Below are 24882 nucleotides of genomic sequence, written 5' to 3' on the forward strand. Positions count from 1 at the left end.
AAAGCGGACCGCCGGTGCGGTTCTGGTTCAGCCCGATAGTCAAGGCTCACAGCATACGACTGCATATCTAGAATAAGCGGCTGCTCAACACACCTTTCAAATCCGATTGCAACAATGGCCTGGCCAGCATGCTCGCCGCAGTTTGGTCTATGCAAGCGCTGCCGCCAAGCGTTGGTCACTCTGCCAAACGGCATCAGTAACAGCAAACGCTTCTGTCGCTTTAGCGGAGTTCATGGCTTGCTCTCTACTCAGCATCCTTCCAAGGCGGTCATTACCGTGCCATCGAGAGTCAGAAGCATCTATTACTCGACAGCCTGGCCCGGTTTCACTCTGACGCCACTCCAGAGCAACACACTGTTTGAGCGAGGGATCATTGCCCACTCCCCAGCCTCCCATGCTTATGGCCATGTCAACACCTAACTCGGGATGAGACGCTGTATACGTGCAAAGGTAAACTGCGTACGCACCGTCTTGGTCATTAACGAACCCGCGAAAGGTTCTGGTTTCATGACCACATCCGTCGCAATGCCCGATGATTTTCTCAGCGCCCGGCTCTACCTCTAAAGCATTATCCATTGGTATCCTTTCTTTGAATGTCATCTTGAATGCACGCGGCCTGCCCAAACCGAAAAACAAGTTACCTTGCGCACATTAAGCGCGCATCCACTGATGCGGCAACAGTTGGTCGATCTCACTGGCCTGCTGCGTTGGCAACCGCATCAGCACATCCTTGAGATAAGCATATGGATCATGCCCGTTCATGCGTACCGACTGGATGAGGCTCATGATTGCTGCCGCCCGTTTGCCGCCGCGCAGAGATCCGGCGAACAGCCAATTGGAACGCCCAAGCGCCCATGGCCTGATCGTGTTTTCGACCCAAGGCTCACAGCATACGACTGCATATCTAAAGTCATTCTGGCTTATTGCTTACACCTATATCCCTATAGGCCCCCTCTCATTTTCCGTGAACACCGCGAAATCAAAAGGGTCGTGGCTATCCCCGGCTTTTTTGTCGCCATACTATGTCGGGATTAATCGAAAATCACGTCGTAGAGTGAACAATGCCCAAGGCGATAGTGATCGAGGATCAGCAGCTGGAGCATGCGGTGAAGGTCGCCAGGGTCAGTAGTCCCGAGAATGGCACCCGAGACGCGGCCTTGCTGTTGACGTGTTTCGGCACCGGCATGACGGTTACAGAGATTTGCCGCCTGCGGGTGAGCGACTACCTGGACGAGGCGGGCGGCATTCGGGTTGATTCCAACGTCCGCGCCGAGGTGGCCTACACCGCCGAACAGACGCGCCTGTTTGCTCGACAGATCGGTTTGCAGCCAGTGACCACGCCGGTGCGCAGCCCGCAGAGCAATGGCATGGCCGATAGCTTCGTGAAGACGATCAAGCGGGATTACGTCGCGCACATGCCCAAGCCGGATCGAGAAACGGCGCTGCGTAACCTGGCAATTGCATTTGAGCATTACAATGAGCAGCATCCGCACAGCGCATTGAACTATCGCTCGCCGAGGGAGTTCAGGCGCTTGGCAGCTGCATCAGTTTAACGGGGAGTTGGTGTCCGGTTTTGTAGGGGCAAGTCCAATTTGTATATGTACTATCCTAGGGAATCCATCAAACTAGGAAGCAATATCCCATGTCACAGTACTCCGTCTATTTGAGCGGTAACAAACGTATTGTTGATGCCCTCCCCACAGACTACCTTTCCGTGCTTCGAAACAAGATCGGGGCGGCGGCGGATGATTACAACTTCATATATTACAATGGGTTCACTGAACAAAAAACCATCCTGAACGATCGCTCCGTAGAGGCCCGCAAGCCCATTTCAAGCATTGCCTTTCCCGACCCCACGACAAACACCAACACCATCGTGCAAATGGCTTTGGTGGCCGGAAACAAGACCGACCTTTTTGGCACCCAGACGGATTGGCTCTACAACCGGAACGCCGGGGTTCGGATCACTCTGAATAAGAGTGACAGCAAGGCCATAACCGCCAACCAGGGAAAATTCGATCCCATCATGCTGAGGGATGTTCAACCGACCAACGAGCAGAGCAACGCCTTCTACGATCGGGTTGTCATCTGCGAGAAAGGCTCAGTGGTGAACTTCGAAATCAGTTCCTGGGGCGCGGCTGGCTTTGGTTATTCGGTGAGCAGCGAAAAGGACACTATCTGCAGCTCCCTCTACAATACATATGGGGACAACCCCAACCATCAATCCTTCAGTACCCTGAGACGCTATCAAAGCTCTAATAATTCTATCCAAATTGAGAGTACGGCATCACTCAACATACCAACACAGGAAGTTGTGTATTACCAAAAAATAACGGTGAAAACATGGCGTCTTACTAGTTATAAAAAAAATGGCAAAACCTACACCAGTAACATGGAAGCGCCCGCGCCCACCGCCCCCCGATCGATGGCTTTTCAGGGCGCGAGCCTAAATCTCAAGAGCGTGGCGGCAAACGAGCGATTCACTCCAGGAGACCCGTCCGGGGATGTCTACGTACCGGGCGATTCCATCGAGACGGGCGCCCCCTCGCGCGGCCCCCAATCAGACCAAACTTTCGGCTCGATCCAGGTTCTCAAAGAAGATGACCCCAACCAGAACGTCATTGGCGCGGTTATCTTTTACTTCTTCGTCTTCAAGGACAAGGAATCCGCTGACAAGGTCATTAACGTCCTGAACACGCCCGGTCCTTGGGCCGTGGATTGAAAACGATCACTGCACCTCATATCAAATGAGATGAACGCGCCCTACCGCCCACCACGATACTTACCACCTCTAGGGTAATTGGATTATCCCCTTTAAAGATACACATAAAAAAGGAATAAGACATATGGCAACTACACTTGTTTTAGTCGAACGCACCGATGGTCAACGTCGCAACGTGGCCCTGGATCTGAACGCCTCATTAACGGCAACCCGCGAGGTTCTAACCAGCAAAGAGCTTATGACCTCCGCCGATGATTTTCTTCTCCGCGGCGCCCCGGTCGATCGGGATGACGAAGACGACGTGCACTTGTCGGCCTTGGTCGGCGCCGATGGCTCCGGCACGCTCATGATTGGCGTGGCGTCGACGGGCCTGGAGGATCCGGACAAGACGGTGGACCGTTACAATCATCTCACCACCAGCCAAAAGCTGGCCCTGTTCAACGAGATTGAAATCTATCGGGGCATCACGGCGGCGGAAGACAAGGGGTTTTATCGGACCTTCAAGCCCTGTATCGCCTCATGGAACGCCAACCAGCTCCCCGCGTCGACCAAGCCCACCTACATGAGCGAGAACCGCGTCATCTCCACCTTTTCCGAGGTGGGGAACACCTTGGCCCTGACCACTTCCGACAAAAGCTCGGTATCGGTGACAACCCCCATCGGCGGAGGCCAGACCGACTTCTCCTATGCCCAATCCCATACGACGACATCGAAAAAAGTAAAACAGTACCTGCTTGGCAAGTACATGGTGAATAAGGTCGCCCTCTCCCAAGAGCGCGCGAACCTCGTCCTGGTTTCCGATTTCGAAAGCGCCATCGCCACGGCCATCTCGCCAAGCTACGAAATTGACGCCTATGTCAACTTGATCGAAACCTTGAACAGCCGCGGCTACTATGTCGCTCGGACCTTCACCCTGGGCGGCATGCTGGTCAGCGAGGAAAACGCCGAGGTATCGGAATACACGGAATCCCGGTCGGAGGAAAAGGAGTTCTCGGTCGGCTTCAAGTTGGCCATCAAGGGCTTCGGTGGTGGCTCGGACTACACCCATAGCGAAGGCCATGAGGAATCGGAATCGAATATCAGCAAGTACGAGAAGACGTCCCTGACCAAGATTGGCGGATCCGTCACCGCGAACACCTATGATGCTTGGACGGAATCATTGAAACCCGCCATCAATTGGGACGTGATCGATCACATGGAACTCTACCCGACCCTGGCGCTTCTCAGGGATATGCGGGTGGCGCGACGTTGCCTGAAATTGATGGATGAATATCATACCTATAATACGGTCAGAAACCGGCAGACGGTGATCGATATTGGCAAGTATACGACCCGCGTGCAGCAGATTCTGTTCAGCAACGGGTGATGAACCGCGCCAGTTTTGCCGGGGGCTGACTGCTCTTCGTGACGGGGGCTATGGCCGGAGTTTCCAGAGCGGTGCAGTGGTTTGCTACGGCCTCCGCGGGCGGGATGCTTCCGATGGGCCGAAGCACCTCATCTCGCCGCGCTTTATGTACAGAGCAAGAGCCTTGGCGGGACTTGCAGAAACTTTCTGCGAGGACAGCAGCCGGGTTAGATGTTGACGCATCTGGCCCGACCGCTCCTTTTTACTTCGTTGAAACGATTTCTTTGATATAGCTCTGGCAGGCCGCCAAAGCGATCAATCCTTGGTCACCGTCTCCGGCGATGGTGACAATTCGTTGAGCAGCCGCTGGGTCAAGTTCGGCTCGCGCTCTTCCATGAACCACGCCGCAGGTGCTGGCGGTGGCTGACACCCCACCGCTACCACCCGAGGCAGCGGTGTTGAGTAGGACTGACAGCCGCAGGTCAGCAGTAGCAAGCCGATCACGCAGGCGAGCCTGCTTCGTTTGAGCATCGCGCAGCTCCTTGTAATGGGTTTCGTCATTCGCCTGCAGGCGGTCCTCCAGCGCCCGGCGGGCGTCCTGCTGGGTTTCCTGCCAGTTGATCACCGCCGTGGCGGCCTGCTCGCGATCAGTGCTGTACGCCTCGGCCTGATCAGCGAGATCCTTGCCGTAGGCGTTGGCCTGCCACGTCCAGGCCAGCCAACCACCTAGGGCGAACCCCAACACCAGGGCCAGGGCTGGCAACAACCAACCCGGGGCCTTCAAGGCAGCACCTTCAACGCACGCTCATACAGCGCCTCGCGATCCGCCAGGCCGTTGGTACCGCCGTTGATGCGCTTGGTGATGGCGAGAAAGTCGCCCTTGTCGGCCAGGGTGTTCAGGCCGGCCTTCTGCCAGAACCACCCAGCCGACAGAGCGGCGTAGACCGGGCTTTCCAGCAGCTCCGGGGTGTTGAGCAGTCGAGCATCGCTGAACAGAGCTTCGCTACAGGCTTCATAGTTCGCCCGGCCCGTGACCTGAATCAGCCCCCGGCCCCGGTACTTCTGGCCGTCGCCATCCGCTTCGGGGGTGTTTCCCAGACGCTTGGCCAAGGTGCCGTTGTCGTACTTGCTCAAGTACTGATCGCTGCCCAGCTCGCGCACGTACAGAAGCTGGCCGGACTCGTGACCGATCTGCGCGATGAACGCCGCCATGCGCAGGCGGGTGACGATGCCGTACTTGCTCATGGCGGCGTTGAGAGCAGGAACAAAAACGCCGGCTTTAGCGCCGGCGTTGGGGAGGATCTGCAGCAGTTGCTGCGTTGTGATGGGCATAAGTAGAACCTCGTAGGTCAGAAATGAAAACGCCCCGTCAATGCGGGGCGTTTACTGGGACTGCTCAGCGATCCAGGGCGGCGCTGCAGGACGGTGCTGAACATCAGGAAAATCCGCAGACTGCGGCCAGTCGCGCAGAGCCTGGAGGTACACAAGCAGCTCCTTGAACCGCTCGACTGTCAGCGTCGTAGGGGCCTCAACTTCCAGCTGATCCCGGTGGCGCTCGCGCAACCACATAACCGACGCCAGCTCAGCGTCTCGCCACTCGCGTTCCTGTGCAGCCAGATCCGGGACCACTTCGGGCACATCAACAAGATATGGCAGCCCCTGCTCATCGTGAGCGCGAATCTTTCCGGATGCTGGATTTGCGATCACCGCATCATAGCGTTCGGCCGAAATTTCAACCGCATCAGGCGGCACAACTTGGTGAATACCGACGATGTACGTACACCCCGTGGACCGACTATAAAAACGCTTCATTTACTTCCCCTTTAGCTGCCGATTGCAAACCAGCGGTACGTCCAGTTTCCTGTTCCCCACACATAGACTGTCGTCCCTGTGCGTGAGCCGCTTGAAATTGCCCCGCCACCTGCACCGGAGGAAGAGCTAGTGCCAACAGGACTTCCAATAACCGTATAAAGAGCATTCGGGAACTCAATCGGGAATGCGATTGCTGCGCTTGTAGAGCTTACTGGGACGCTCCCCCACTGCAATACAAGGCTGCCAAGCCACCAGGGGAGCGCAACATGGCCATTCTGTCCGAGGCCGACTGCAAAGCCCTTGCGAAGTTTTTTCGGCGTTGCGATAACCGCGTCGTTTGCGCTGTCTAGCATCTGCGCATCGGTAGCAATCTTGGCCGTCCCCTGATTAATCTCCGTCGCCTGAGCCGCCAACGGGGCCAGTGCGGCAACATCAATGTTTCCCTGATTGACTGGGGCGTTCCACGCCTTCATGCACCACATGACCGCAAGGTTGCGCGGGCGCGCCTCAGAGCCGCCAGAACTCGTAATGTCCGCCGTATATGTGACCCTTGAGCCGGAACCACCTGACAACCCCGCACCGCCTGTCGCATCAGAAGAAAGAAACTTCCATGCAGCACCTGCAGTAGATCCGTGAGTGTGTGCTTTGTTATCGCTATCCTGCCAACTACCGAGAGCCCGGCCTACATCTACACCGCGCCCATGGTCCCAGCCCCGCAGGAACTCACCGCGCGACTCTGGCAGTCGGAAGTTACCGGCACCCTCGTCGCCCTTGTTGAAGGTGGTCCCCAGGTACGCCGCCAAGTCGGGATAGGTCGCAACGCTCTGCACGCTGCCATCCACCTCCAGAAAGCCCGCCGGCACGGTCCCTTTTGGAAACGGCACCATGGCCCCCACAGGCAGCGCTGACATGTTCTTTAGCAGCGCCTCGACCTCTGCCTTGGTGTACGTCACCGACTTGGTGTAAGCGTCGGTAATGCCGTACTCAGCGAGCGTGGTGCGGATCTTCTCCGGCGGGATCGAGTCCCGCACAATGGCCTTGATCGCCGCCAGCAACTGGTCATTGTCGTTCTCTGCTGGGCCGCTCGATCACGCCGCTGACAGCCGTGCCGTTTTGGAAGGATTTGCCGGCGTACTGCCGTACTGCCTGGGCCAGCCCCACAGCATCGGCATGCAGCTCAATCGGCGACATGCCCGTGTAGTGATTTTTGGTGTGCCAGCGAACATGGTGAATCAGTCGCATGGGCACTGGATCCTGCGCCCCGATCCGGTAATACGGCATCAGGTCAGCCCCTTTCAGCACACTGACCTTATCGTTGTGTAGGGGGTAAAGCCCCTTCACCGATCCGTCGTCGTGCCGGTCAATGAAGCTATAGGCATTGCCCCGCAAACCCACCGCAAGCTGACTGCACTCCCGGTATTCATAAGGCGTCTGCCAGGGGTTGGGCTGGTAGCGCAGCACGTCATACAGCGGATGATTCAAGGCGGCTTCACGCTTGCCCTCCCCCATGCGTCGGTACATCTCCAGCGGCAGCTGCGCCACACTCTCGGCCAACAGCGTGACGCAGTTCTGCAGAACGGTAATCGCCAGCGCGCTCTCCGCGGTGACCTTCACCCCCGCCGCAGACCGGACAGAGCCAATGAGGCTGCTCCACAATCCGGCACCGTCATTGACAGTAAGCCCACTACGGGGCCCCAGCAGATTGCTGAAGAACATGATCAGCCACCTCCGGGAGATTGTTTGTTGTGCAAGGCCGCAGCGGCCTTATCAGCAATGTAGGCCCAGACCAGCAGGCAGAGCCCGGCCGCGATGAACGCCGCCGGAATGTGGATCAACGCGATACCGGCAATGAGCAGGCCGAAGCCCAACGCGCCGACGAGCCAAGCGGCCCATGCGATAAGAGTCAAATGCTTACCCCTTCGTCGTAGATGGATTTACCCGAGGAAGCCACAGGGACCGAACCACTGATGCCCGTCGCCATGATGCTGGCGACAATGCCGTCAATGCGCCCGATGGCCTTGGACTTGTCCGCCTTGCGGTTGTTGGCCGGGTCGGCGGTGATGACCGCGTTACTCGCGCACCAGGTCATGACCGGGTTGTCGTCGTGCCGGAGTGGCTCAACCAGATCGGCCACCGTGGCATCGTTGATCAACTCGGCGTCTTCGGCGTCCGGATCAAGCACAGGTGGCGCACGCTCGATGTTGCCCAGCAGACGCCGCTCGAACTCGTCCACCGCGGGGCCCATGTCCTTGTAGCCCTGACCAAAGGGCGCGATCTCCGGCAAGCAGATGTCGTGCTCATCCATCAGTTGCTGGAGATCTTCGATACGCCAGCGGTCATAGGCGATCTTGCGCACGTCGAAGTAGCCGCAGATGGTCTGCAAGCGCCGCAGCACAAACAGCTTGCTGATGGCCTTGCCCGGCGTTGTTTCCAGCTCCTTGGCCTTGATCCAGGCCAGGTACGGCACCTTGTCGCGCTTCTCTCGATCAGCCAGCTGGAAATCCGGGATCCAGAAATACGGCAGCAACCGCCAGTGCGGATCCTCGTATGTCGGGAAGAACAGCAGCACAAAAGCGGTCAGGTCAGTGGTACTGGACAGGTCAAGTCCGCCCACACAAGGGCGGTTACGCAACACCGACATCCGCACCCGCTGCGCAGCCTGACTCCAGACGTCCCATGAAATCCACGGTGCAGAGGCCTGTGTCCACTCGCAGAAATTGAGCCGCCGGACCACCGCCTCTTTCGACGGCATACCGCGGGCTTCGGCGACCTGTTCACGCAAGTACTTGCGACCCGGGATGCCATCGACCTGACCGTCCAGAGCGAACTCCAGGCTTGGGTTCACCTTGGGCCAACAGCTTTCGTCCTTGAACGGATCGTCGCCCTTGTCCAGGCTGCAGATGAAGGCGAAGACACTGTCGTTGTCTTCCTTGCCTGCGCAGATCCGCGAGCCCAGTTCGTGGTGCTCCCAGCAAACGCTGGTCTTGTCCGAGCCACTGTTGGTGATCATCACGATCAGCGCCTGCTTCCGGTGCTTGGTGCCAGCGCGCAGCATGTTGATGACCGTCGCGGTCTTATGCTCGTGCACCTCATCCAGCAACCCGATGTGCGGACGCGGGCCGGACTGGCCATCGTCGGCACTGATCGGTTTGAAGAACGAACCCGCGTTCGGGTAGTACAGGTTCCAAACCTTGTCCCCGGTACCCGAGCGATGCAGCCGAGCGTTGAGGTGCGGCGACATGTCGACCATCGACACCGCATCACGGAACAGGACCATGGCCTGATCCTTTTTCGTGGCTGCAGCGTAGATCTCAGCCCGAGCCTCGCCGTCCGCAACCAAGCCATACAGGCCGATGCCCGCCGCCAAGGGCGACTTGCCACTGCCTTTGGCCGTCTCGATGTAGGCGATCCGAAAGCGCCGGTAGCCGTCCTCAGTCTTCCAGCCAAACAGGCTGCCCACGATGAAGGCTTGCCACGGGGCCAGGATGAAGGGCAGCCCTTCATACTCGCCGCCGTTGAGGCAGAGGACATCCTCAAAAAAGCCAATGGCCCGATTGGCTGACTCCAAGTCGAAGACCAGGCCACGCTTGTGCCCGCTACGCAGGTCGCGCATGTGCCGACGACAGGCATTGCGAACATCGGGGCCAGCAACGATTTGCTTGGCAATGACCGCCCGAGCGAACTCGGTGGCACGGTCCAGATCAGCTGAAGTACTTGCTGGCGGCGTCTTTTGGCTCATTAGGGAACAGCTCACCTTGTGGCGCCGTGACTTTCAGATTGCGACGCGCCATAGGCGAGAATCCGAATTGCGCCCCGGCGGCGTTAGCACGTTTCTCGGCGTCGTTCGCCAACTGGCGCCAGATGGAAATCTGCTTGGCTCCGGTGGCGAACGTTTGGATGTCGCCTTGTTCCAGGCCTGCGTGCTGAGCATTGACCTCTGCAATCCGGCGACGGAAGCCCTGCCAATCGGCGACGGCTTCGCAGTAACTGGCGAGCGCCATCATGTCGAGCTTGGTCACCAGCCCGAGGACCAGCAGGTCTGGAACCAGGCGTTCCCACTCGGCGACCGCACCATCGGAAAGGCAGTCGGGCATCGGCGGGGCCTGAACCGGAATCGCCGGGGATGTCAGGTCATCCATCAAGGCGCCGAAGTTCTTCTTGCTCTTGTTGCCATCCAATAAATGCAGCACTGTCGGCTTGGCCGTCCGACCTGAGTTGCCGTTTCCAGCCATGTGAACCTCCTTGAAAATCGGGCCTTAACCCCCTGACCTTTTCATACCCCCCCTTGCCATTTTTCCCGGCGTTGCACAGAGAGAGGGGCGAACGGTCTAGAACGTTTTCGGGAAAGGATTTTTTGCCCCCCCCCCAAAAAAATGGTCATTTTTTGCACAGTTTTGGTGCGCGCTCACCGATTCCAGTGATGGCCCGGATCCAGGGGCTTTCCGCCCTGATCGCAGCCAACCTCGTGCCCGGATTTCTCCAGCCGCTGCTTGTACGAGTTGTGGCAAGGGATGCAGAGCGACTGCCAGTTGTTGCGATCCCAGAACAGGGTCATGTCGCCGCGGTGAGGAACGATGTGGTCAACTACACCGGCCGCCTCGACGATGCCGCGCCGCTCGCAATTGCGACACAGCGGATGCTTGCGCAGAAAACCTTCACGCGCTTGCTGCCACCGGTAGTTGTAGGGGCTGATGACCTTCGCTGGCGGCGCAGGCGCAGCCATCAGCCCATCTTCCAGACATACGCAAAGTTACTCATACAGAAAACTCGAGCAGTGAAGGCACTCGTTGCCAGGTAGGTTAGTGCTGTCACGAGCTCTCCTTTTGCAAAGTGACTTCAATCACACCACGCAATCTCGATGAAAATAATTTCAGCAAGCTGATGGTGCTATCTGCAACACTTCCCCTCAGGTTCGCCCAGCTAAAAAACCACCTCTAGGCATTTCTCTTTCTAGAGAAGTTGTCGATACACTAGCCGACGTTAACTACCCGCCAACAGATCAAGGAAGAAACGTGTTCTGGAAAAAAGAAAAGAAAGTCAAAGTGGAATTTACGACGCCCCTAACCATCACCTATCCGGATTGTGGTGCTCCACCGGTAACGACTGAGACACCACCCAAAATCAGGGAGACAGACAAAGACTTCGCCTTAAAACTATTGATCTGCCTCGCACTATTTATACAAACATCCATATACATATATGGACACATAGAGCTAACGGCTTATTATGAACAGTTCGGAATAATGATAGGCGAGCTTGAACTAACAAACTCAACTATCCTGCTTATAGGATACTCACAAATTCTGACTAGCATTTTGAGCTGGCCTGATTTGGTGCCATATTTTGGCTACCTGCTACCATGGATTCCATTTGTAATTACAGCAATAATCTACTTTTTCCTATTAGTGAAAAATGAAACAACATGGATAGCAATCACTCTGAAAGGAATTTCAGGAGGGTACATCCTATATCTCTTATTTTTTGCGCCTTTGATCGGAATGAATCATGGCATTGAAAGAGGCACACAAGCCATCATTAGCAACATGGGTATAAATGCGAAAAATAAAGTAACCAAGGAATACACCATTATAACTAATGACAACATAAAGATATCAGGCCAACTTCTAGCAATAGACGCTAAGAGCACCTTCCTGATATCCGACCACACTGTATACAAATTTGACAGCAAAACAGGTCGAGTTCTGAGAGAGACTCTTCTAAAAGAAAAACAACCAAAACAACTCATAAATAGTAAATAATCCAGAATTAAGCCCAACTCGACTAAAGTTGGGCTTTCTTCATTCTTAGGCCGCTCCGCTTTCGGGCGGGTGGTCGGAGACGCCAATCCGGCGCGCCGCCCAGCGCTCGTACAAGCCAATGGCAACATCCGCCCCAGCCATCGCGGTCAGGCAACCGAAGGCGCCCGCCGTCCAGATTGAAACCCCGGCACCGATCAGTAGCATCAGTGCAGCCATGCCGCAGATGATGCAGGCACCGGACCGCAGCGCGAGACGCCGAACCAATGCCCAACCTCGCGCCCCTTCCTTGTCTGCCCGCCACATCTCCCCGGAAACGCCGCCCACAAGGGCAAGGACGATCACTAACCAGATCGGCATCTCTGCCAGTGCTTGTTGCTCGTTCGTCATCGCCTGCCCCTTAAACGCAAAAACCCGGCGCAAGGGCCGGGTTTGGTGTGTGGGTGCCTGCCGCTCTCTGCGGTCGCACCTATCGAAGATGGCTACTTTTTACAGGTGGATTTTACTGGCAGCAACCCTGTTTTAACGCCACCCGGTGAATGTCTAGTGAACGCCTAGGCAATGTCGGCGAATATCTTTATTTCGGCTTTCAGCGCCTTTGGCGCTGTCCCACCTGTCCCACTGATAGTGAGTCAGGCAGGACAGCTACAGGCCCCGAAATACAAAGCTCTGCCCTACTGTCCTACCTCTATCTTTCCTTTCTCGCATGTAAGAAGAAATTGAAAGGCACGCGTGCGCGCCCACGGCGCGTAGTGTGTGCCCGCTACGCTCATGTGTGCGCATGACGCGCTGAGAGGTTGGACAGTAGGACAGCCCACGAATGACAAGGCCCGCGCTTGTCCTGCTGCGTTAAAACGCAGTCGGACAAGGCGAGCCAGTAGGACAGCAACAAACGCAGCCAGGGTAAGGCTCAAGCAGCCCTCCCCATGAGCAAGCCGTCGATGCACACGTGCGCCTCATGCAAGCGCAAGTAGTACGTCCTGGCGCTACAACCGCAGTGCAGCATCTTCTGCGAGAGCAGGCTGTCGTGATTGCAGTAATGCTCCATCACCACCAGGGCCAGCTCGGGCGGCAGGTGCTTGTTGACGATCAGTTCGATATCGGCCGATTCATCCAGCAGCACCCGACTGCCCCGGGTTCCCCGTATCAGCTCGCCTTTGCACTCCATCAGCATGGCGATCATGTTACCGCCGCCTGCGGTGCCGATGGCCAGGGTCGTGGGCATGTGCAGATCCTGGGCCCAGAGTTTGAGCATCTCGTCGATTCGCTTAATCAAAGCAAGGCTCCTCCTCCATCGGCGCCACCTGCAAGGCAGAGCCGCGCCCCCAGTTGGTCGGCTTCTGATAGGCCCATGACCGACAAAGCCAACCCGTGCTTCGGCGTTCGCCGCAACAAGGAAAAGCCCAGGGACTACTACGCCGGCGAGACCGTATGGAATGCGGTCTACGCCGAGGCGGTGCAGGAGCTGAAGGACGCGATGGACCTGGCCTACCTGACCGGACAACGCCCCGCAGACGTGCTCAAGATCGCCGCCACCGACCTGAACAATGGGTTTTTACTGATAGGTCAGGGCAAGACCGAAAAGCGCCTCCGGCTGCGCCTGGAGGACGAAGGCATCCAATCAGGATTGAGTGCCTTTATCGAGGACCTGCAGGAACGCAGGGCCATTAATGGCATCAGGACATCGACACTGATCACCAACGCGTCAGGACTACGAATGAGCCAGCAGATGCTGCGCAACCGCTGGGACGACGCGCGGGAGAAGGCCGCCATCAAGGCTGCGGCCGATGGCGATCCGGCATTGGCGGTCAACATTCGGCAGTTTCAGTTCAAGGATATTCGGCCGAAGGCGGCCAGTGAAATTGAGTTGACCCATGCAAGCCGACTGCTTGGGCACTCAACTGAGGAGATGACCAAGAAGGTCTACCGGCGAGTTGGGGAGATCGTTAAACCTACGAAGTGAATCCCCGCATCCAAAAATCGTAATTGGCAGCTAACGGCCAGAAGCGGACACCCGCGGCTGTTACCTTCGACCCGAACCGGACAATGGTGTACTACCTTATGGTCGGAAAGAATGGCGGCTGGTTGCCAAGATAATCATCTCGCAACCTAAGCATCCAAGCTAGACTCAAGCAAACCAAATGATGGGCCGTATCGATTAATGTGACGAACAATTTTCGGCCAAAACCAGCGGCGAACGGAGTCAATACCAGGTCAATAGATAGTGAAATCGAATATTAACTCAATGATGGTTATACCGCGCAATTGTGATGGACTTGTCCATGAATAGGGGCGCTATCAAATATAATTTGCAGAAGCAACACCACATATATGCTCTATTTGTTTTGCGCAATACCTCTGTATCAATAGGAGCTAAAGTTGAAAGTAAAAATACCTTGTTTTAAGTGTTTCGAACTGGATGGAGTTAAGGAGCCGGTTTTCTCTTTTTTAGAGCTTGGTGAAAGCAATATTCACGAGGTTATCTGTACTCGTGGCCATAAAACCTTCATAGCTTTGACTCAGCATAAGCACGAGATTCTCTTCGAAATCGGCGCTATGGCTTTAGCGGATGGTTATCCTAGAGAAGCAATTGCCACTATTGCCGCGGCGCTTGAACGATTTTACGAACTATGCATGCGTGTCATTAGTTCTAGCATGGAAGTCCCGGAAGAACAATTGCACGCAGCCTGGCGACTGATTGATGTGGCGTCAGAGCGCCAGTTCGGCGCCTTCATATTTTCCATGCTTTTATGGTCTAAAGAATGTCCAGAAGTGATCGATAACAAGAAGCCAACTTTGCCTAATACATCGCGGGGAGACACTAAAAATTGGAAAGAATTTAGGAATGCGGTCATCCATAAAGGATTGATTCCTTCGGAATGCGTGGCAATCGAATATTGCGAGCTTGTTTACGCGCACATAAATGAACTGACAAAGATTATGACACTGCGACATGAGGAAGCTTGGTTGTCAGAAGCCCAAAAGCAAGAAGCTGTGGCCCGCCATGCCAACCCAGAAAAAGAGATAGTTATGTTTGGACTCCCAACCACATTGTTTCTGGCCCGAGGCACACAAGCGCCTGGCAGCTTCAAAGAAGCATTGAAACAGCTGAATGGATACAGAGAGATTTACGGGCGCTAGCTCTGAAAAACTCCATCTATGAAACTCAAAGAGTCTGGTCCGGCAGCACAACCTAGGAGTGGTTTAAATCGTTCTCTACGCTCACTTGGGCGAGCTAGACCCGCCCCGTGACCCAACGCTAGGGCCGCTTGGGATCGAATTTGATTACGTGGGCGACAGCTCCTGGCCGAAAGCAGTCGTGATCCAACGCGATCTGAATGCTGCTCTAGCCAAAGAACCAAGACACTACATAGCAACAAGTGCCATCACAAAGCCCCCACTCAAGCCTTATTCAAACGCAGTACAAAACCACGCAAGTGGGTCAGTGCTGCCATTTGAGGATCAAGACCACGAAGAGTAGTTGTCCGCTGGCTGCCATCAGGAAGATAAACGACCAAATCGTCTCCATGAACAATGTAGTGGCTGGTATACGTCGTACCTTCGTGCTCAAAACTAATTTCTTCTTCCATATCCAACTCCCGAATTAAAAACCGTTCAACCGTGCGGTCAATAGTTGCCTGTCTGCATCATCATCCAGCACATGCATTCTGCGGTGGCAATTGGGGCAAAGCGCAGCTGTATTCTCCACCGTATCGGCCCCGCCTTTTACAAGCCACACAATGTGGTGCGTCTCCAAAAAAGGGGTTCCGTCCTTCTTGTTGAACGGTGCAGCTTCTTGGCACAAGTCACACCGCCCCTTGGATCTGCGCTTGGCATGCTCCGCTACCCAGGCCGAACGCTGATGCTGGGTAACTTTGGCACTGCGCTTTCCAACACTGGCCCGCCCCTGGCGCCGAGCGAGGGCCTCTACCTCAGCATCACTCAATTTACGCGCTTGCTTCTCCTTCACCTGGTTTAGCTGTTGCAGTGTGGAATCTGGTATGGCCGGCAGAGCACCTGACTTGAGGCGTAGCGGGAATACCCACACAAAGCGCTCCTGCCCCTCAACGTCAGGCTGCCTCTCCTGATAAGGCTCATCAGCCAGCATCACCTCACCAATGTAGGTATAGGTTTTAGCAGTGAATACTTCGAACAGATGCACGGATACGCCGTTGGCACGGGACTCGTTCAGCGTTCTGTTTTGATTAAACTCCAGCGACTGATCACCCTGCTGACCCATACCGGTGTAGTGCAGCACATCATTAACCCAGCGATCGTCATAAATGGACGCCACATGGTTCGAAACGATGACGAGGGTGTTAGTACGATTTGAGCGGCGCATCCCACCTTGCGGACTGCATTGAAACAACTGCGTCAGATCGTCGTTATTGAGATTAGAGCCTGGGACTGGAGGAACAAAATTAACCATATATTCGGATGATCTCTTCAGCAATTGGAACATCAGCAGGAGCAAGGTCGTATTGCAGTAACTCGTGAGGCCGCACCCACTCGATCAGGTCATGTACCTGCAGGACGAATTGGATGGATTGCAAAACGACGCTGACGGCGATCAGTTCGATCGTGCCGCCGGGATAGGTGTAAATCGAAGAAGTGAGAATCTCGCCGGCGACGGACTCAACACCCAACTCTTCACGTAGTTCACGGGTGATGCAGTCCTGCGGTGTTTCGCCATGCTCAAGCTTACCGCCCGGAAACTCCCACATGCCCGCCAGCTTCTGGCCTGGAGCTCTGCGCGTGATAAGAATTTTCCCGTCGCGATGTACGACCGCGGCAGCTACTGGTGCTTTCATAGCGCGATTCCTTATCGCCAAGTCCGAAAGATCCATAGGAACGAAGGGAAAACATCTTAGCCGAGAACCATCACCAGCCCGCACTCCGGGAAGGGAAATTCTCTTCAGTGCGACGCCAAAAACAGGCGAATTGCGGAAGTGATCTAAAAAATTGCGGAAGCGATTACCCAAATCCCAGGCAATAAAAAACCCCGCAGACGTTAATCTACGGGGTTTTCAAGGGTGGAGGCCGAGGTCGGAATCGAACCGGCGTAGGCGGATTTGCAATCCGCTGCATAACCATTTTGCTACTCGGCCCCAAATGTCCAATGCCTGAATGACAACACTGAACACCTACAAACTGGAACGGCTTTCGAGATCAACCTCATCTCGCAACTCTTTGATTTCTAAAGAGTTTTTCCGTTTCCTCGCTGAGGAATGGTCGCAATTATGGACATGTTTTCCATTCCTGGCAACTCCTATTCGATATTTTTTCTGCCGGGCTGTTTCTACAGGTTTCCGGGCGGGCCAATACGCCTCGAAGTCACCGACGGGGCTGGATGATTGCATAAATCAAGTCCGATAGCTCGCCCTTGCCTGTTCCTCACTCACCTACCCGATCGGGTTATGGCGTGTGTGCGGCCGCTCGCGGACAGTAGCGCCAACGGCTCGACCCGGGCTCCTCCCATCAGGCTCAAGGCGGAATTCCAGCATGCGTACAGCATTCCCTGCGGTGTTTGGCGTGGTTCTGATAGTGGCGGCAGCCTGGGTGCAGGCCGAGGAGCCCGCAAGCAAGACGCTACGGCTGTACAACTGGTCGGACTATATCGGCGAGAACACCCTCGCCGGCTTCGAGAAGGCCAGCGGCATCAAGGTGATCTACGACACCTTCGATTCCTATGAAACCGTACAGGGCAAGTTGCTGCCCGGGCGCTCCGGCTACGATCTGGTGGTACTCAACGCGGCGCTGGTACCGCCCTTGATCAAGGCGCGGGTGTTCCAGCCGCTGAACAAGCAGTGGTTGCCCAGTTGGCAGAATCTCGATCCCCAGGTGCTGACAAGCCTGGAGAACTACGACGCCGGGGTGCAGTACTCGGCGCCCTATACCTGGGGCAGCAATGGGGTGACCTATAACGTCGACAAGATCCGTGAGCGGATGCCGGACGCGCCCATCGGCTCCCTGGCAATGCTGTTCGATCCCAAGGTGGTGTCGCGCTTTTCTGATTGCGGAGTGACGCTGCAGGACTCGCCTACGGACATTCTGCCGCTGGTGCTGGCCTGGCTGGGGCGCAATCCCAACAGCGCCGAGCCCGCAGACCTCAAGGCCGCGCAAGATGCCTTGATGGCCATACGGCCCTATATCCGCAAGTTCGACTCCACCAGCTACCTCAATGGCCTGGCCAATGGCGACCTGTGCCTGAGTGCGACCTGGTCCGGCGATTACGCCACCGCCCAGGCCCGGGCCAATGAAGCGGGGGCACCGGTCAAGCTCGACTATTTCATTCCCAAAGAAGGTTCGCTGATCTGGCTCGACAACTTCTACATTCCCGCCGATGCACCGAATGTGGCCAATGCCCATGCCTTTATCGAGTACCTGTTGCAGCCGCAGGTGATGGCCGAGGTCAGCGACTACATCCGCTATGCCAATGCCAACCTCAAGGCCATCCCGCTGCTCGCTACCGAGGTGCGTGACAACCCGGCGATCTACCCCGATGCCCAGACCCGGGAGCGACTGTTCACCCAGAAGATACAGTCCCCCGCCAGCACCCGCCTGATCACCCGCACCTGGAACATGGTGAAGATCGGCAAGTGATCCATGCCTACCCATTCCACGGACGTTGCGTCCAATGGTTCAACCCGAGGTGAAGCCCATGGCCATCCAACCCGAAGCCTTTTTTCAACAGTTCGACGACCCACAACTGGTGGCCGCCGACAAGGCCCATTACATGCACGGCTTTCATATGTTCGACGAGCACCGCGAGCAGGGCTCGCTGAACATCGCTGCCGGTGACGGTGCCTATATCTATGACACCGCCGGCCGGCGCTACCTGGATGCGGTCGGTGGCATGTGGTGCACCAACATCGGCCTGGGCCGTGAGGAAATGGCTGAAGCGATTGCCGATCAGGTACGGCAGTTGGCCTATTCCAATCCGTTCTGCGACATGGCCAACGTCAGCGCCATCCAGCTCTGTGAAAAACTCGCCAGCCTGGCACCGGGGGACCTGGACCACGTGTTCCTGACCACTGGCGGCTCCACTGCGGTGGACACCGCCTACCGCCTGGTGCAGTTCTATCAGAACAGTCGTGGCAAACATGAGAAGAAGCATGTGATCTCGCGGATCAATGCGTACCACGGCTCGACCTTCCTGACCATGTCCATCGGCAACAAGGCCGCCGACCGCGCTCCCGAATTCGACTTCATGAGCGACCTGTTTCACCACATCTCCTGCCCCAACTACTACCGCGCCCCGGCCGGTATGAGCGAGGCGGATTTCCTCGATTTTCTGGTGGCCGAGTTCGAGGACAAGATCCTCACCATCGGCCCGGACAAGGTGGCCGCCTTCTTCGCCGAACCCATCATGGGCTCAGGCGGAGTGATCATTCCGCCCGAGGGTTATCACCGGCGCATGTGGGAAATCTGCCAGCGCTACGACCTGCTGTATGTCGCCGATGAGGTGGTGACCTCGTTCGGTCGCCTGGGCACCTTTTTCGCCTCCCAGGACGTGTTCGGCATGCAGCCGGACATCATCACCACCGCCAAGGGCCTGACTTCGGGCTACCTGCCCCTGGGGGCCTGCATTTTCTCCGAACGCATCTGGCAGGTGATCGGCGAGCCGGGCAAGGGCCGTTGCTTCACCCACGGTTTCACCTACAGTGGGCACCCGGTCAGTTGCGTCGCGGCGCTGAAGAACATCGAGATCATCGAGCGGGAAAACCTGCTGGCCCATGTCGAAGAGGTGGGGGTCTACATGGAGCAACGCCTGCAGACCCTGGCGCAGTTGCCCCTGGTCGGCAATGTACGCTGCAAGCGGCTGATGGCCTGCGTCGAGTTCGTCGCCGACAAGCACAGCAAGAGCCTGTTGCCGGAGGCCCTGAACATTGCCGAACGCATCCACCTGCGAGCCCAGGCCAAGGGCTTGCTGGTGCGCCCCATCGGCCATCTCAACGTCATGTCGCCACCGTTGATCATCACCCGTGCGCAGATCGACGAAATCGTCGATACCTTGCGCGAATGCATCCTCGAGGCTGCAGCCGAGCTGCGCCGTGACGGCCAGTACCTGGGTTGATGAATCGACAACGGGCACCGACAGCACTGCGAATCGGGGTCTTACCCGGCCTGCGCCCGGCAGTTAAACTGCCGGGCATGAGCGCATCTGCCAATCCCCCCAACGCCCCTCTCTCCCTCCATGCCCTGCAGGCCTGGCATGCCGGCTTGGCCAAGGCATTCGACAGCGTGGACGATGAGGCCTTCCTCAGCCATCTGGCGGCAGCGCTGAATGCCCTGACCCCCATCGAATCCATGATGATCAGCCTGGAACGCAAAGGCTTGCCACCCCAGTTGCTGCATGAGCAAGGCATTGTCGGCGCGTACCGCGACGAGATCATCAACCGCTATTTCTCCCGCGGCTACCTGCTCGATCCCTTTTGCCTGGCGGTGGAAAACGGTCTGGCGGAAGGTTTCTACCACCTCTCGGAAATCGCCCCGGACGACTTTTTCGCCAGCGAGTACTACAAGACCTACTACCTCAAGACCGGGGGCGCCGAAGACAGTTACTACATCGTCGACCTCGACCCGCACAGCAAGATTTCCCTGTGCATGTTCCAGGGCTTGAGTGGTGCACGCTTCGCCAGCGAACCCTTGGCGCTACTGCGGGCGGTGGAGCCGCTGGTGCGCGAACTGATCCGTCGTTTCGGCACTGCCGGCGGCCTGCAGCAACTGGTGCGGCACGCGACTCAGGGCTCGCTGCCGGCCCAGGCACCGGCCGACCTCAACCAACAGATCGAAGCCGCCTTCATGAGCTTCGGCACTCCGCTACTGACGGTGCGTGAACGGGAGATCGCCCACCTGATCCTGCGCGGTCACTCGGTGAAATCCACGGCCAAGGTGTTGGAAATCTCTCCGGAAACCGTGCGCATGCACCGTAAGAATCTCTATACCAAGCTGGCCATCAGTTCCCAGGCGGAGCTGTTTTCATTGTTTATCGACTGGCTGACCCAGCGCCCTCAAGCCCCCGCCCATTGAGCCGACGGGTGTGTCCAGCTCGCCGCCGCACCAACGCCGTCAGATCCCGTCAATCGGACCAGGGCCTGCACAGCTTGTGCAGGCCCTTTTTCCTCAGTGCATCAGTGAGGCGTTCAACGGGCCGCCCAGGCGTTGAAGCGCTGCTCCAGCTCCTCGCCATGGTCGACCCAGAACGCCGCATCCACCGCCCGCGCGCCTTGCAGGTTGGCCTCGTAGGTCGGCAGTTGCTGCTGCACCGCCTCAGGCAACAGGGGCAGTGCCTGACGATGCACCGGTCCATAGGGAATGTTCTGCGAGAACACCTTCTGCGCCTGGGGCTGGCTGGCGAACAGGATGAAATCTTCGGCCAGGGCCTTGTTCGGCGAGCCTTTGACTACCGCCCAGTACTCCGGATCGTACAGGCTCTGGGGCCAGAGGATACTCAACTGCATGCCCTCCTTCTGGGCCATGGCAATGCGTCCGTTGTAGGCCGCGCTCATGACCACATCACCGGCCACCAGCCATTGCGGAGGTTGCGCCCCGGCTTCCCACCACTGGATGTAGGGCTTGATCTGATCCAGCTTGGCGAAGGCCCGGGTCACGCCTTGCGGGGTGTTGAGCACCTGATACAACTGGGCCGGCGCCACACCGTCCGCCAGCAGGGCGATTTCCAGGGTGTACTTGGCGCTCTTGCGCAAACCGCGCTTGCCGGGGAAGTCCTTGAGGTTCCAGAAGTCGGCCCAGGACCCGGGCGCCTTGGCCAGCTTCTGCGGGGCAAAGGCCATGACCATCGACCAGACGTAGGTGGCCACGCCGCACTCGCTCAGGGTGCCCGGGACGAACTGCGCCGGATCACCAAAGCGGGCCAGGTCCAAAGGTTCGAACAAGCCCTCGTCACAGCCGCGCAACAGCTCCGGGCTCTCCACTTCGACCACATCCCAGCTGGTCTTGCCGACATCGACCATGGCCTTGATCTTCGACAGTTCACCGTTGTACTCCCCCGCCACCACCCGGGCTGCCCCGCTCTGGTTGAAGGGTTGGAAGTAGGCTTTTTCCTGAGCCTGTTTGGTGGCTCCGCCAAAGGAAATGACGGTGAGGTTCTGCGGTTGGGCCCAAGCCCCGGTGCACAGCAGAACCCACGACAATGCAACGCCGCAACGCAAGGTGTTGGACATAAAACCCATCCTCAAGAAAGCCGGCTCGCCCGCACGAACCTACACAGCAGGAGCCTGGAAGCGACCGTATTCACGGGCGGTACTGCACCAGGCACTACGAGTCTTGGTCAGCGGTGCAAGGCACCTGGCAGCAAAGGCCGGGTAGCCGGATCGTCACCGTTGCGGGCTCTTTGGCCCCGTTCGCTTGGAGTGTTTACAACCGGTCCGGAGTGAGCGGACGCGGTCTTGCTCGAATGGCGGTTCATCGCTTGCTCCCTGTTGTTTTTGTAGGAAGAACAAATCGATCGGCAGTGCATCGCAACAACGTCCCGGGCAGTCGGGCAGGCGTATGCAGGGGTTTATTGTTTGCCCAACCCGAGGCATTGCGAAACGAGGTTTTTCTGAGGCACAGGCAAGGGAAAAGCTGCCTAGACGGCAGACTCGGCCCGAGATCGACGAACGGAATGCGCACACCGAGCGGCGCGCCTGGACGGACAAGCAAGTCCGCCGGAGCAACAACAAAAACCCCGCCAGGGCATCACCCGGGCGGGGCGTTTTGACAACTCATGGGTCAAGGGCGCCGCAGCTCAATCCAGCACGACCAGCAACCCCGAGATTACCCCAATGCCCATCACCGCCGAGAGCAGCATGCTGCTGGACACCTCGATCTCGTAGGTCTTGTAGCGCGAGGCCAGGATAAAGACGTTCACCGCCACTGGCAGCGCCGCCATGATCACCGCGATCTTGACCAGGAAATCGCCGAGGCCGAACACATAGCGGGCGGACACGAACACCAGCACCGGCAACACCACCACCTTCAACAGGGCCAGGGCCAGGGAGTCGCCCTTGATCAGGTTCTGCTGGCGGTGCACGGCAAAGGCAGCACCCAGGGCCACCAGCGCCAAGGGGCCGGTGGCGTTGGTCATCTGCGTGGCGAAGATCTGCAGCGGACCGGGCAAGCGCCACTGCAAGGCAATGCACAGCGCCGCCAGGGCCACCGCCAGAATCAGCGGGTTGCTGATGATCGACTTGCCGGTGGTCAGCAGCACACGGGCCAGATCCGGCTTGGCCCGGGCTTCGCGCGGCTCGGTGAGTTCCATGATCAGGGCGCCCCCCGCCAGGATCACCAGGTTGTCGGCCATGGTGATCATCAGCGTGGGCAGCGCCGCTTCATCGCCGAACGCCATGACCATCAAGGGCAACCCCATATACCCCACCACCCCGGAGATGGACGACAGCCCGCGCAGGCCGGCCACCCGCGCGTTGCCGCCCCAGATCAGCCGCCCGCCCACGGCGGCGATCATGAAGGTCACCAGGCAGGCCAGGTAATAGGCGCCGAGCAAGGCCCAATCCAGCTCGCCATGATCCCGGGTGCCGAGGGTCTTGATGAAGATGAAGCACGGCAGGAACAACCAGAACACCACCCCCACCAGGCCCTTGACCGTTTCCTTGCCGATCACCTCCAGCCGCACAATCCAGTAGCCGGCGAAAATCATCGCAAACAGCGGCATCACCACCGTAAAGACCTTATCCATGGGCCGGTTGCTCCTGAAGAAGCTGACGCTCGGCATAGCGGGCCAGGTGCATCGGGCTGTAGGTGCAGGATCGATAGAACTCCATCACCCCGGCCATCGCGTGCTGATAACGGACCTCGATGTCCGACATCGAGGCCCGCATTTCCTCTTTCAGACTCTCGACGATTGGCCACAGCTCCTCATCGGCAATCTCGGCCACTTGGGTGCTCAGCGATGAATAATCGGCCAGGGCCTGACGGATGGTCTGCGGATGCAAGCCCACATAATTGACGAAGTAAGCCTTATCATCCTGAGTTTCCAGAAAGTCCGGAATATTCAAGACGCCATAATTGGAAAGTGTTTCAAACTTGCCACTGACCGGACGATAGACACCGGGCAACTGCAGCAACTTTTCCTCACAGTAACGAGCGGCGCCGATCAACTTGTCCAGATCCAGCGGCTGCGCGCCCAGCTGTATATTGTTGTCCCGACACAACTTCACAACTTGCTCCAGCGGTGCAATTCCGGAGCGGTTGCCAAATCCGGCCAGGGCCCCTTCAACCATCTGAAAACCGCATTGAATCGCCTGCATGGTATTGGCCAGGGCCAACCCGTTGTCGTTATGGGCATGCAGGCAGAACACCAGGCGGGGGTAATCCGCCACCAGCTTGGAGCACAGCCAGCGGGTCACATGGGGTTGCAGCGAACCCACGGAGTCGTTGATGCGGATGATGTCCACGCCCAGATTGACAGCCCAGTCGATCTGCCGGCAGATCTCGGCATAACGCTGCTCGCACACTCCATTGCGGAAGTTGTTGAGCACGCTGGCCTTGAACTTGACGGCGCCGAGCTCGCGAAACGCCCGGATTGCATGCTCGAATTCACCGTCGCTCTGCCTGTAGGTGATCATGCCGAAGCTGAAGACGGTGTCGGCAATCCATTCCCGTCGATGGGCCCGGGCCTTGAAATAAGCCAAGGCGGTCTCCCAGCAGTTCAACAGGACGATGAACGTGGCCTGGGTATCGGCCGGCAATTCGCCGGCTTGCCGTGCCCGATGCAGGCGGTCCCAGACCAGCGGTTCCTCCGGTCCGCAGCCCACCACGAAATCCCGTAGTCCGGCCTCGACCATGGACTTGAGGATGGATAACTTGGCGTCCACCGTGATGGGAAAGGCTGTGCGCTCAATCCCCTCCCGAAGTGTTTCATCCACCAGATAGGGGACGGAAAAATCACGGTAGCGAATTCCATTTTCAAGTTTCATCGCCCTGCTCCTTTTTATTGGTTTTTTTCGCAGCCCACACTGTTTTGCTTGGCACACAAGACCTGCAACAACCGCCACACCATATAACAGCGAGTAAAAACCCGACCTAAGAAATACCTTAAAAAACAGCGCAAACAGGGTTCGAAAAAAACGCCCAAAGCGAAACATTCGGCACTCCAAATATCCCTATTTAAATAAACAGGCGTCAGGGCTCGTTCAAACCGCCCCGCGCTCGCCACAAATGCTTGCGACCGCCACGCCGACCAACGGCCCACCCCGTTATTCCCTACCGGATGCCCGCGCAAG

The 24882-nt window shown here is 57.3% G+C and carries 25 protein-coding genes, 1 tRNA gene and 3 pseudogenes; 9 read left to right on the forward strand and 20 right to left on the reverse strand.

Annotated elements, in window-relative coordinates:
* Window positions 1-651: 651 nt before the first annotated feature.
* A pseudogene (locus DWF74_RS02945) lies at window positions 652-879 on the reverse strand (transposase domain-containing protein); the annotation flags it as partial.
* Between the two features lie 401 nt (window positions 880-1280).
* Between DWF74_RS02945 and DWF74_RS30360 the strand changes: the two are divergent.
* The 3 genes and pseudogenes from DWF74_RS30360 to DWF74_RS02960 all read left to right on the forward strand — a co-directional run.
* Window positions 1281-1553: pseudogene (locus DWF74_RS30360) on the forward strand (integrase core domain-containing protein); the annotation flags it as partial.
* A gap of 89 nt (window positions 1554-1642) precedes the next feature.
* Window positions 1643-2722 (forward strand): hypothetical protein, encoded by a 1080-nt coding sequence (locus tag DWF74_RS02955; RefSeq protein WP_115580271.1) that lies wholly within the window; start codon window positions 1643-1645, stop codon window positions 2720-2722.
* A gap of 124 nt (window positions 2723-2846) precedes the next feature.
* Complete coding sequence (locus DWF74_RS02960; RefSeq protein WP_115580272.1) at window positions 2847-4088, forward strand: MAC/perforin domain-containing protein; 1242 nt, start codon at window positions 2847-2849, stop codon at window positions 4086-4088.
* A gap of 241 nt (window positions 4089-4329) precedes the next feature.
* On the opposite strand, the gene DWF74_RS02965 is transcribed toward DWF74_RS02960, so the two are convergent.
* The 10 genes and pseudogenes from DWF74_RS02965 to DWF74_RS03005 form a co-directional block, all read right to left on the reverse strand.
* Window positions 4330-4851, reverse strand: a complete 522-nt coding sequence (locus DWF74_RS02965) for a lysis system i-spanin subunit Rz (RefSeq protein ID WP_115580273.1) — start codon at window positions 4849-4851, stop codon at window positions 4330-4332.
* On the reverse strand, window positions 4848-5399 hold the full coding sequence (locus DWF74_RS02970) for a glycoside hydrolase family 19 protein (protein WP_115580274.1): 552 nt from the start codon (window positions 5397-5399) through the stop codon (window positions 4848-4850). Before DWF74_RS02970 ends, DWF74_RS02965 begins: the two co-directional genes overlap by 4 nt.
* Window positions 5400-5450: 51 nt before the next feature.
* Window positions 5451-5879 carry a phage tail assembly chaperone gene (locus tag DWF74_RS02975; RefSeq protein WP_115580275.1) on the reverse strand — a complete coding sequence of 143 codons (429 nt, stop codon included), beginning with the start codon at window positions 5877-5879 and terminating at the stop codon, window positions 5451-5453.
* A gap of 11 nt (window positions 5880-5890) precedes the next feature.
* On the reverse strand, window positions 5891-6232 hold the full coding sequence (locus DWF74_RS30900) for a gp53-like domain-containing protein (protein ID WP_430757483.1): 342 nt from the start codon (window positions 6230-6232) through the stop codon (window positions 5891-5893).
* A gap of 66 nt (window positions 6233-6298) precedes the next feature.
* A pseudogene (locus DWF74_RS30905) lies at window positions 6299-6958 on the reverse strand (phage tail protein); the annotation flags it as partial.
* Window positions 6939-7595: a phage portal protein gene (locus DWF74_RS02985; protein WP_115580277.1), complete on the reverse strand. Its 657-nt coding sequence runs from the start codon at window positions 7593-7595 to the stop codon at window positions 6939-6941. The gene DWF74_RS02985 and the pseudogene DWF74_RS30905, both read right to left, overlap by 20 nt.
* A gap of 2 nt (window positions 7596-7597) precedes the next feature.
* Window positions 7598-7786, reverse strand: coding sequence for a hypothetical protein (locus DWF74_RS02990; protein ID WP_115580278.1), 189 nt, complete (start codon window positions 7784-7786; stop codon window positions 7598-7600).
* Window positions 7783-9618 carry a terminase large subunit gene (locus tag DWF74_RS02995; RefSeq protein ID WP_115580279.1) on the reverse strand — a complete coding sequence of 612 codons (1836 nt, stop codon included), beginning with the start codon at window positions 9616-9618 and terminating at the stop codon, window positions 7783-7785. Before DWF74_RS02995 ends, DWF74_RS02990 begins: the two co-directional genes overlap by 4 nt.
* Window positions 9581-10111 carry a P27 family phage terminase small subunit gene (locus tag DWF74_RS03000; RefSeq protein WP_115580280.1) on the reverse strand — a complete coding sequence of 177 codons (531 nt, stop codon included), beginning with the start codon at window positions 10109-10111 and terminating at the stop codon, window positions 9581-9583. The genes DWF74_RS02995 and DWF74_RS03000 overlap by 38 nt, the downstream gene beginning before the upstream one ends.
* Window positions 10112-10284: 173 nt before the next feature.
* Complete coding sequence (locus DWF74_RS03005; protein ID WP_115580281.1) at window positions 10285-10602, reverse strand: HNH endonuclease; 318 nt, start codon at window positions 10600-10602, stop codon at window positions 10285-10287.
* 289 nt (window positions 10603-10891) lie between these two features.
* Here DWF74_RS03005 and DWF74_RS03010 point away from each other — a divergent pair, with 289 nt between their 5' ends.
* The gene (locus DWF74_RS03010; RefSeq protein WP_115580282.1) at window positions 10892-11638 is read left to right on the forward strand and encodes a hypothetical protein; all 747 of its coding nucleotides are present in this window, start codon (window positions 10892-10894) and stop codon (window positions 11636-11638) included.
* A gap of 45 nt (window positions 11639-11683) precedes the next feature.
* Here DWF74_RS03010 and DWF74_RS03015 read toward each other — a convergent pair whose 3' ends face one another.
* Entirely contained in the window at window positions 11684-12025 is a 342-nt protein-coding gene (locus DWF74_RS03015) for a phage holin family protein (RefSeq protein ID WP_115580283.1), read from the reverse strand.
* A gap of 520 nt (window positions 12026-12545) precedes the next feature.
* A complete protein-coding gene (locus DWF74_RS03020) occupies window positions 12546-12911 on the reverse strand; it encodes a hypothetical protein (protein WP_115580284.1) in 366 nt (121 codons plus the stop codon).
* Window positions 12912-12986: 75 nt separating this feature from the next.
* On the opposite strand from DWF74_RS03020, the gene DWF74_RS03025 reads away from it, so the two are divergent.
* Together DWF74_RS03025 and DWF74_RS03030 are read left to right on the forward strand one after the other, a co-directional pair.
* Window positions 12987-13598: a tyrosine-type recombinase/integrase gene (locus DWF74_RS03025; protein ID WP_115580285.1), complete on the forward strand. Its 612-nt coding sequence runs from the start codon at window positions 12987-12989 to the stop codon at window positions 13596-13598.
* 416 nt (window positions 13599-14014) lie between these two features.
* The gene (locus tag DWF74_RS03030) at window positions 14015-14776 is read left to right on the forward strand and encodes a hypothetical protein (protein ID WP_115580286.1); all 762 of its coding nucleotides are present in this window, start codon (window positions 14015-14017) and stop codon (window positions 14774-14776) included.
* Window positions 14777-15036: 260 nt separating this feature from the next.
* Here DWF74_RS03030 and DWF74_RS30365 read toward each other — a convergent pair whose 3' ends face one another.
* From DWF74_RS30365 to DWF74_RS03045, 4 genes are all read right to left on the reverse strand, one after another.
* A complete protein-coding gene (locus DWF74_RS30365; protein WP_144404871.1) occupies window positions 15037-15225 on the reverse strand; it encodes a hypothetical protein in 189 nt (62 codons plus the stop codon).
* A gap of 14 nt (window positions 15226-15239) precedes the next feature.
* Entirely contained in the window at window positions 15240-16109 is an 870-nt protein-coding gene (locus DWF74_RS03035) for an HNH endonuclease (protein ID WP_240322016.1), read from the reverse strand.
* Window positions 16057-16446 carry a (deoxy)nucleoside triphosphate pyrophosphohydrolase gene (locus DWF74_RS03040; RefSeq protein WP_115580288.1) on the reverse strand — a complete coding sequence of 130 codons (390 nt, stop codon included), beginning with the start codon at window positions 16444-16446 and terminating at the stop codon, window positions 16057-16059. Before DWF74_RS03040 ends, DWF74_RS03035 begins: the two co-directional genes overlap by 53 nt.
* A gap of 223 nt (window positions 16447-16669) precedes the next feature.
* A tRNA-Cys gene (locus DWF74_RS03045) sits at window positions 16670-16743 on the reverse strand.
* A 394-nt stretch (window positions 16744-17137) separates the two neighbouring features.
* Between DWF74_RS03045 and DWF74_RS03050 the strand changes: the two genes are divergently transcribed.
* The 3 genes from DWF74_RS03050 to DWF74_RS03060 all read left to right on the forward strand — a co-directional run bounded on the left by DWF74_RS03050 (window position 17138) and on the right by DWF74_RS03060 (window position 20668).
* Window positions 17138-18238: a polyamine ABC transporter substrate-binding protein gene (locus DWF74_RS03050; protein ID WP_115580289.1), complete on the forward strand. Its 1101-nt coding sequence runs from the start codon at window positions 17138-17140 to the stop codon at window positions 18236-18238.
* Between the two features lie 58 nt (window positions 18239-18296).
* The gene (locus DWF74_RS03055; protein ID WP_102863568.1) at window positions 18297-19712 is read left to right on the forward strand and encodes an aminotransferase; all 1416 of its coding nucleotides are present in this window, start codon (window positions 18297-18299) and stop codon (window positions 19710-19712) included.
* Window positions 19713-19789: 77 nt separating this feature from the next.
* Window positions 19790-20668: a helix-turn-helix transcriptional regulator gene (locus tag DWF74_RS03060; RefSeq protein ID WP_102863136.1), complete on the forward strand. Its 879-nt coding sequence runs from the start codon at window positions 19790-19792 to the stop codon at window positions 20666-20668.
* Between the two features lie 113 nt (window positions 20669-20781).
* Here DWF74_RS03060 and DWF74_RS03065 read toward each other — a convergent pair whose 3' ends face one another.
* The 3 genes from DWF74_RS03065 to DWF74_RS03075 form a co-directional block, all read right to left on the reverse strand.
* Window positions 20782-21822, reverse strand: coding sequence for an ABC transporter substrate-binding protein (locus DWF74_RS03065; RefSeq protein ID WP_115580290.1), 1041 nt, complete (start codon window positions 21820-21822; stop codon window positions 20782-20784).
* A gap of 566 nt (window positions 21823-22388) precedes the next feature.
* Window positions 22389-23336 carry an AEC family transporter gene (locus DWF74_RS03070; RefSeq protein ID WP_102863134.1) on the reverse strand — a complete coding sequence of 316 codons (948 nt, stop codon included), beginning with the start codon at window positions 23334-23336 and terminating at the stop codon, window positions 22389-22391.
* A complete protein-coding gene (locus tag DWF74_RS03075) occupies window positions 23329-24744 on the reverse strand; it encodes a pyruvate carboxyltransferase (protein WP_240322017.1) in 1416 nt (471 codons plus the stop codon). Before DWF74_RS03075 ends, DWF74_RS03070 begins: the two co-directional genes overlap by 8 nt.
* Window positions 24745-24882 lie beyond the last annotated feature (138 nt).

The sequence above is a fragment of the Pseudomonas protegens genome (genome assembly GCF_003363755.1).
GTDB lineage: Bacteria > Pseudomonadota > Gammaproteobacteria > Pseudomonadales > Pseudomonadaceae > Aquipseudomonas > Aquipseudomonas danubii.

Coding starts and splice junctions, on each gene's coding strand:
- DWF74_RS02955 (WP_115580271.1), top strand. CDS start 1,643: ATGTCACAGTACTCCGTCTATTTGAGCGGTAACAAACGTATTGTTGAT.
- DWF74_RS02960 (WP_115580272.1), top strand. CDS start 2,847: ATGGCAACTACACTTGTTTTAGTCGAACGCACCGATGGTCAACGTCGC.
- DWF74_RS02970 (WP_115580274.1), bottom strand. CDS start 5,399: ATGCCCATCACAACGCAGCAACTGCTGCAGATCCTCCCCAACGCCGGC.
- DWF74_RS02975 (WP_115580275.1), bottom strand. CDS start 5,879: ATGAAGCGTTTTTATAGTCGGTCCACGGGGTGTACGTACATCGTCGGT.
- DWF74_RS30900 (WP_430757483.1), bottom strand. CDS start 6,232: ATGCTAGACAGCGCAAACGACGCGGTTATCGCAACGCCGAAAAAACTT.
- DWF74_RS02985 (WP_115580277.1), bottom strand. CDS start 7,595: ATGTTCTTCAGCAATCTGCTGGGGCCCCGTAGTGGGCTTACTGTCAAT.
- DWF74_RS02995 (WP_115580279.1), bottom strand. CDS start 9,618: ATGAGCCAAAAGACGCCGCCAGCAAGTACTTCAGCTGATCTGGACCGT.
- DWF74_RS03000 (WP_115580280.1), bottom strand. CDS start 10,111: ATGGCTGGAAACGGCAACTCAGGTCGGACGGCCAAGCCGACAGTGCTG.
- DWF74_RS03005 (WP_115580281.1), bottom strand. CDS start 10,602: ATGGCTGCGCCTGCGCCGCCAGCGAAGGTCATCAGCCCCTACAACTAC.
- DWF74_RS03015 (WP_115580283.1), bottom strand. CDS start 12,025: ATGACGAACGAGCAACAAGCACTGGCAGAGATGCCGATCTGGTTAGTG.
- DWF74_RS03025 (WP_115580285.1), top strand. CDS start 12,987: ATGACCGACAAAGCCAACCCGTGCTTCGGCGTTCGCCGCAACAAGGAA.
- DWF74_RS30365 (WP_144404871.1), bottom strand. CDS start 15,225: ATGGAAGAAGAAATTAGTTTTGAGCACGAAGGTACGACGTATACCAGC.
- DWF74_RS03040 (WP_115580288.1), bottom strand. CDS start 16,446: ATGAAAGCACCAGTAGCTGCCGCGGTCGTACATCGCGACGGGAAAATT.
- DWF74_RS03050 (WP_115580289.1), top strand. CDS start 17,138: ATGCGTACAGCATTCCCTGCGGTGTTTGGCGTGGTTCTGATAGTGGCG.
- DWF74_RS03055 (WP_102863568.1), top strand. CDS start 18,297: ATGGCCATCCAACCCGAAGCCTTTTTTCAACAGTTCGACGACCCACAA.
- DWF74_RS03060 (WP_102863136.1), top strand. CDS start 19,790: ATGAGCGCATCTGCCAATCCCCCCAACGCCCCTCTCTCCCTCCATGCC.
- DWF74_RS03065 (WP_115580290.1), bottom strand. CDS start 21,822: ATGTCCAACACCTTGCGTTGCGGCGTTGCATTGTCGTGGGTTCTGCTG.
- DWF74_RS03070 (WP_102863134.1), bottom strand. CDS start 23,336: ATGGATAAGGTCTTTACGGTGGTGATGCCGCTGTTTGCGATGATTTTC.
- DWF74_RS03075 (WP_240322017.1), bottom strand. CDS start 24,744: ATGTTTCGCTTTGGGCGTTTTTTTCGAACCCTGTTTGCGCTGTTTTTT.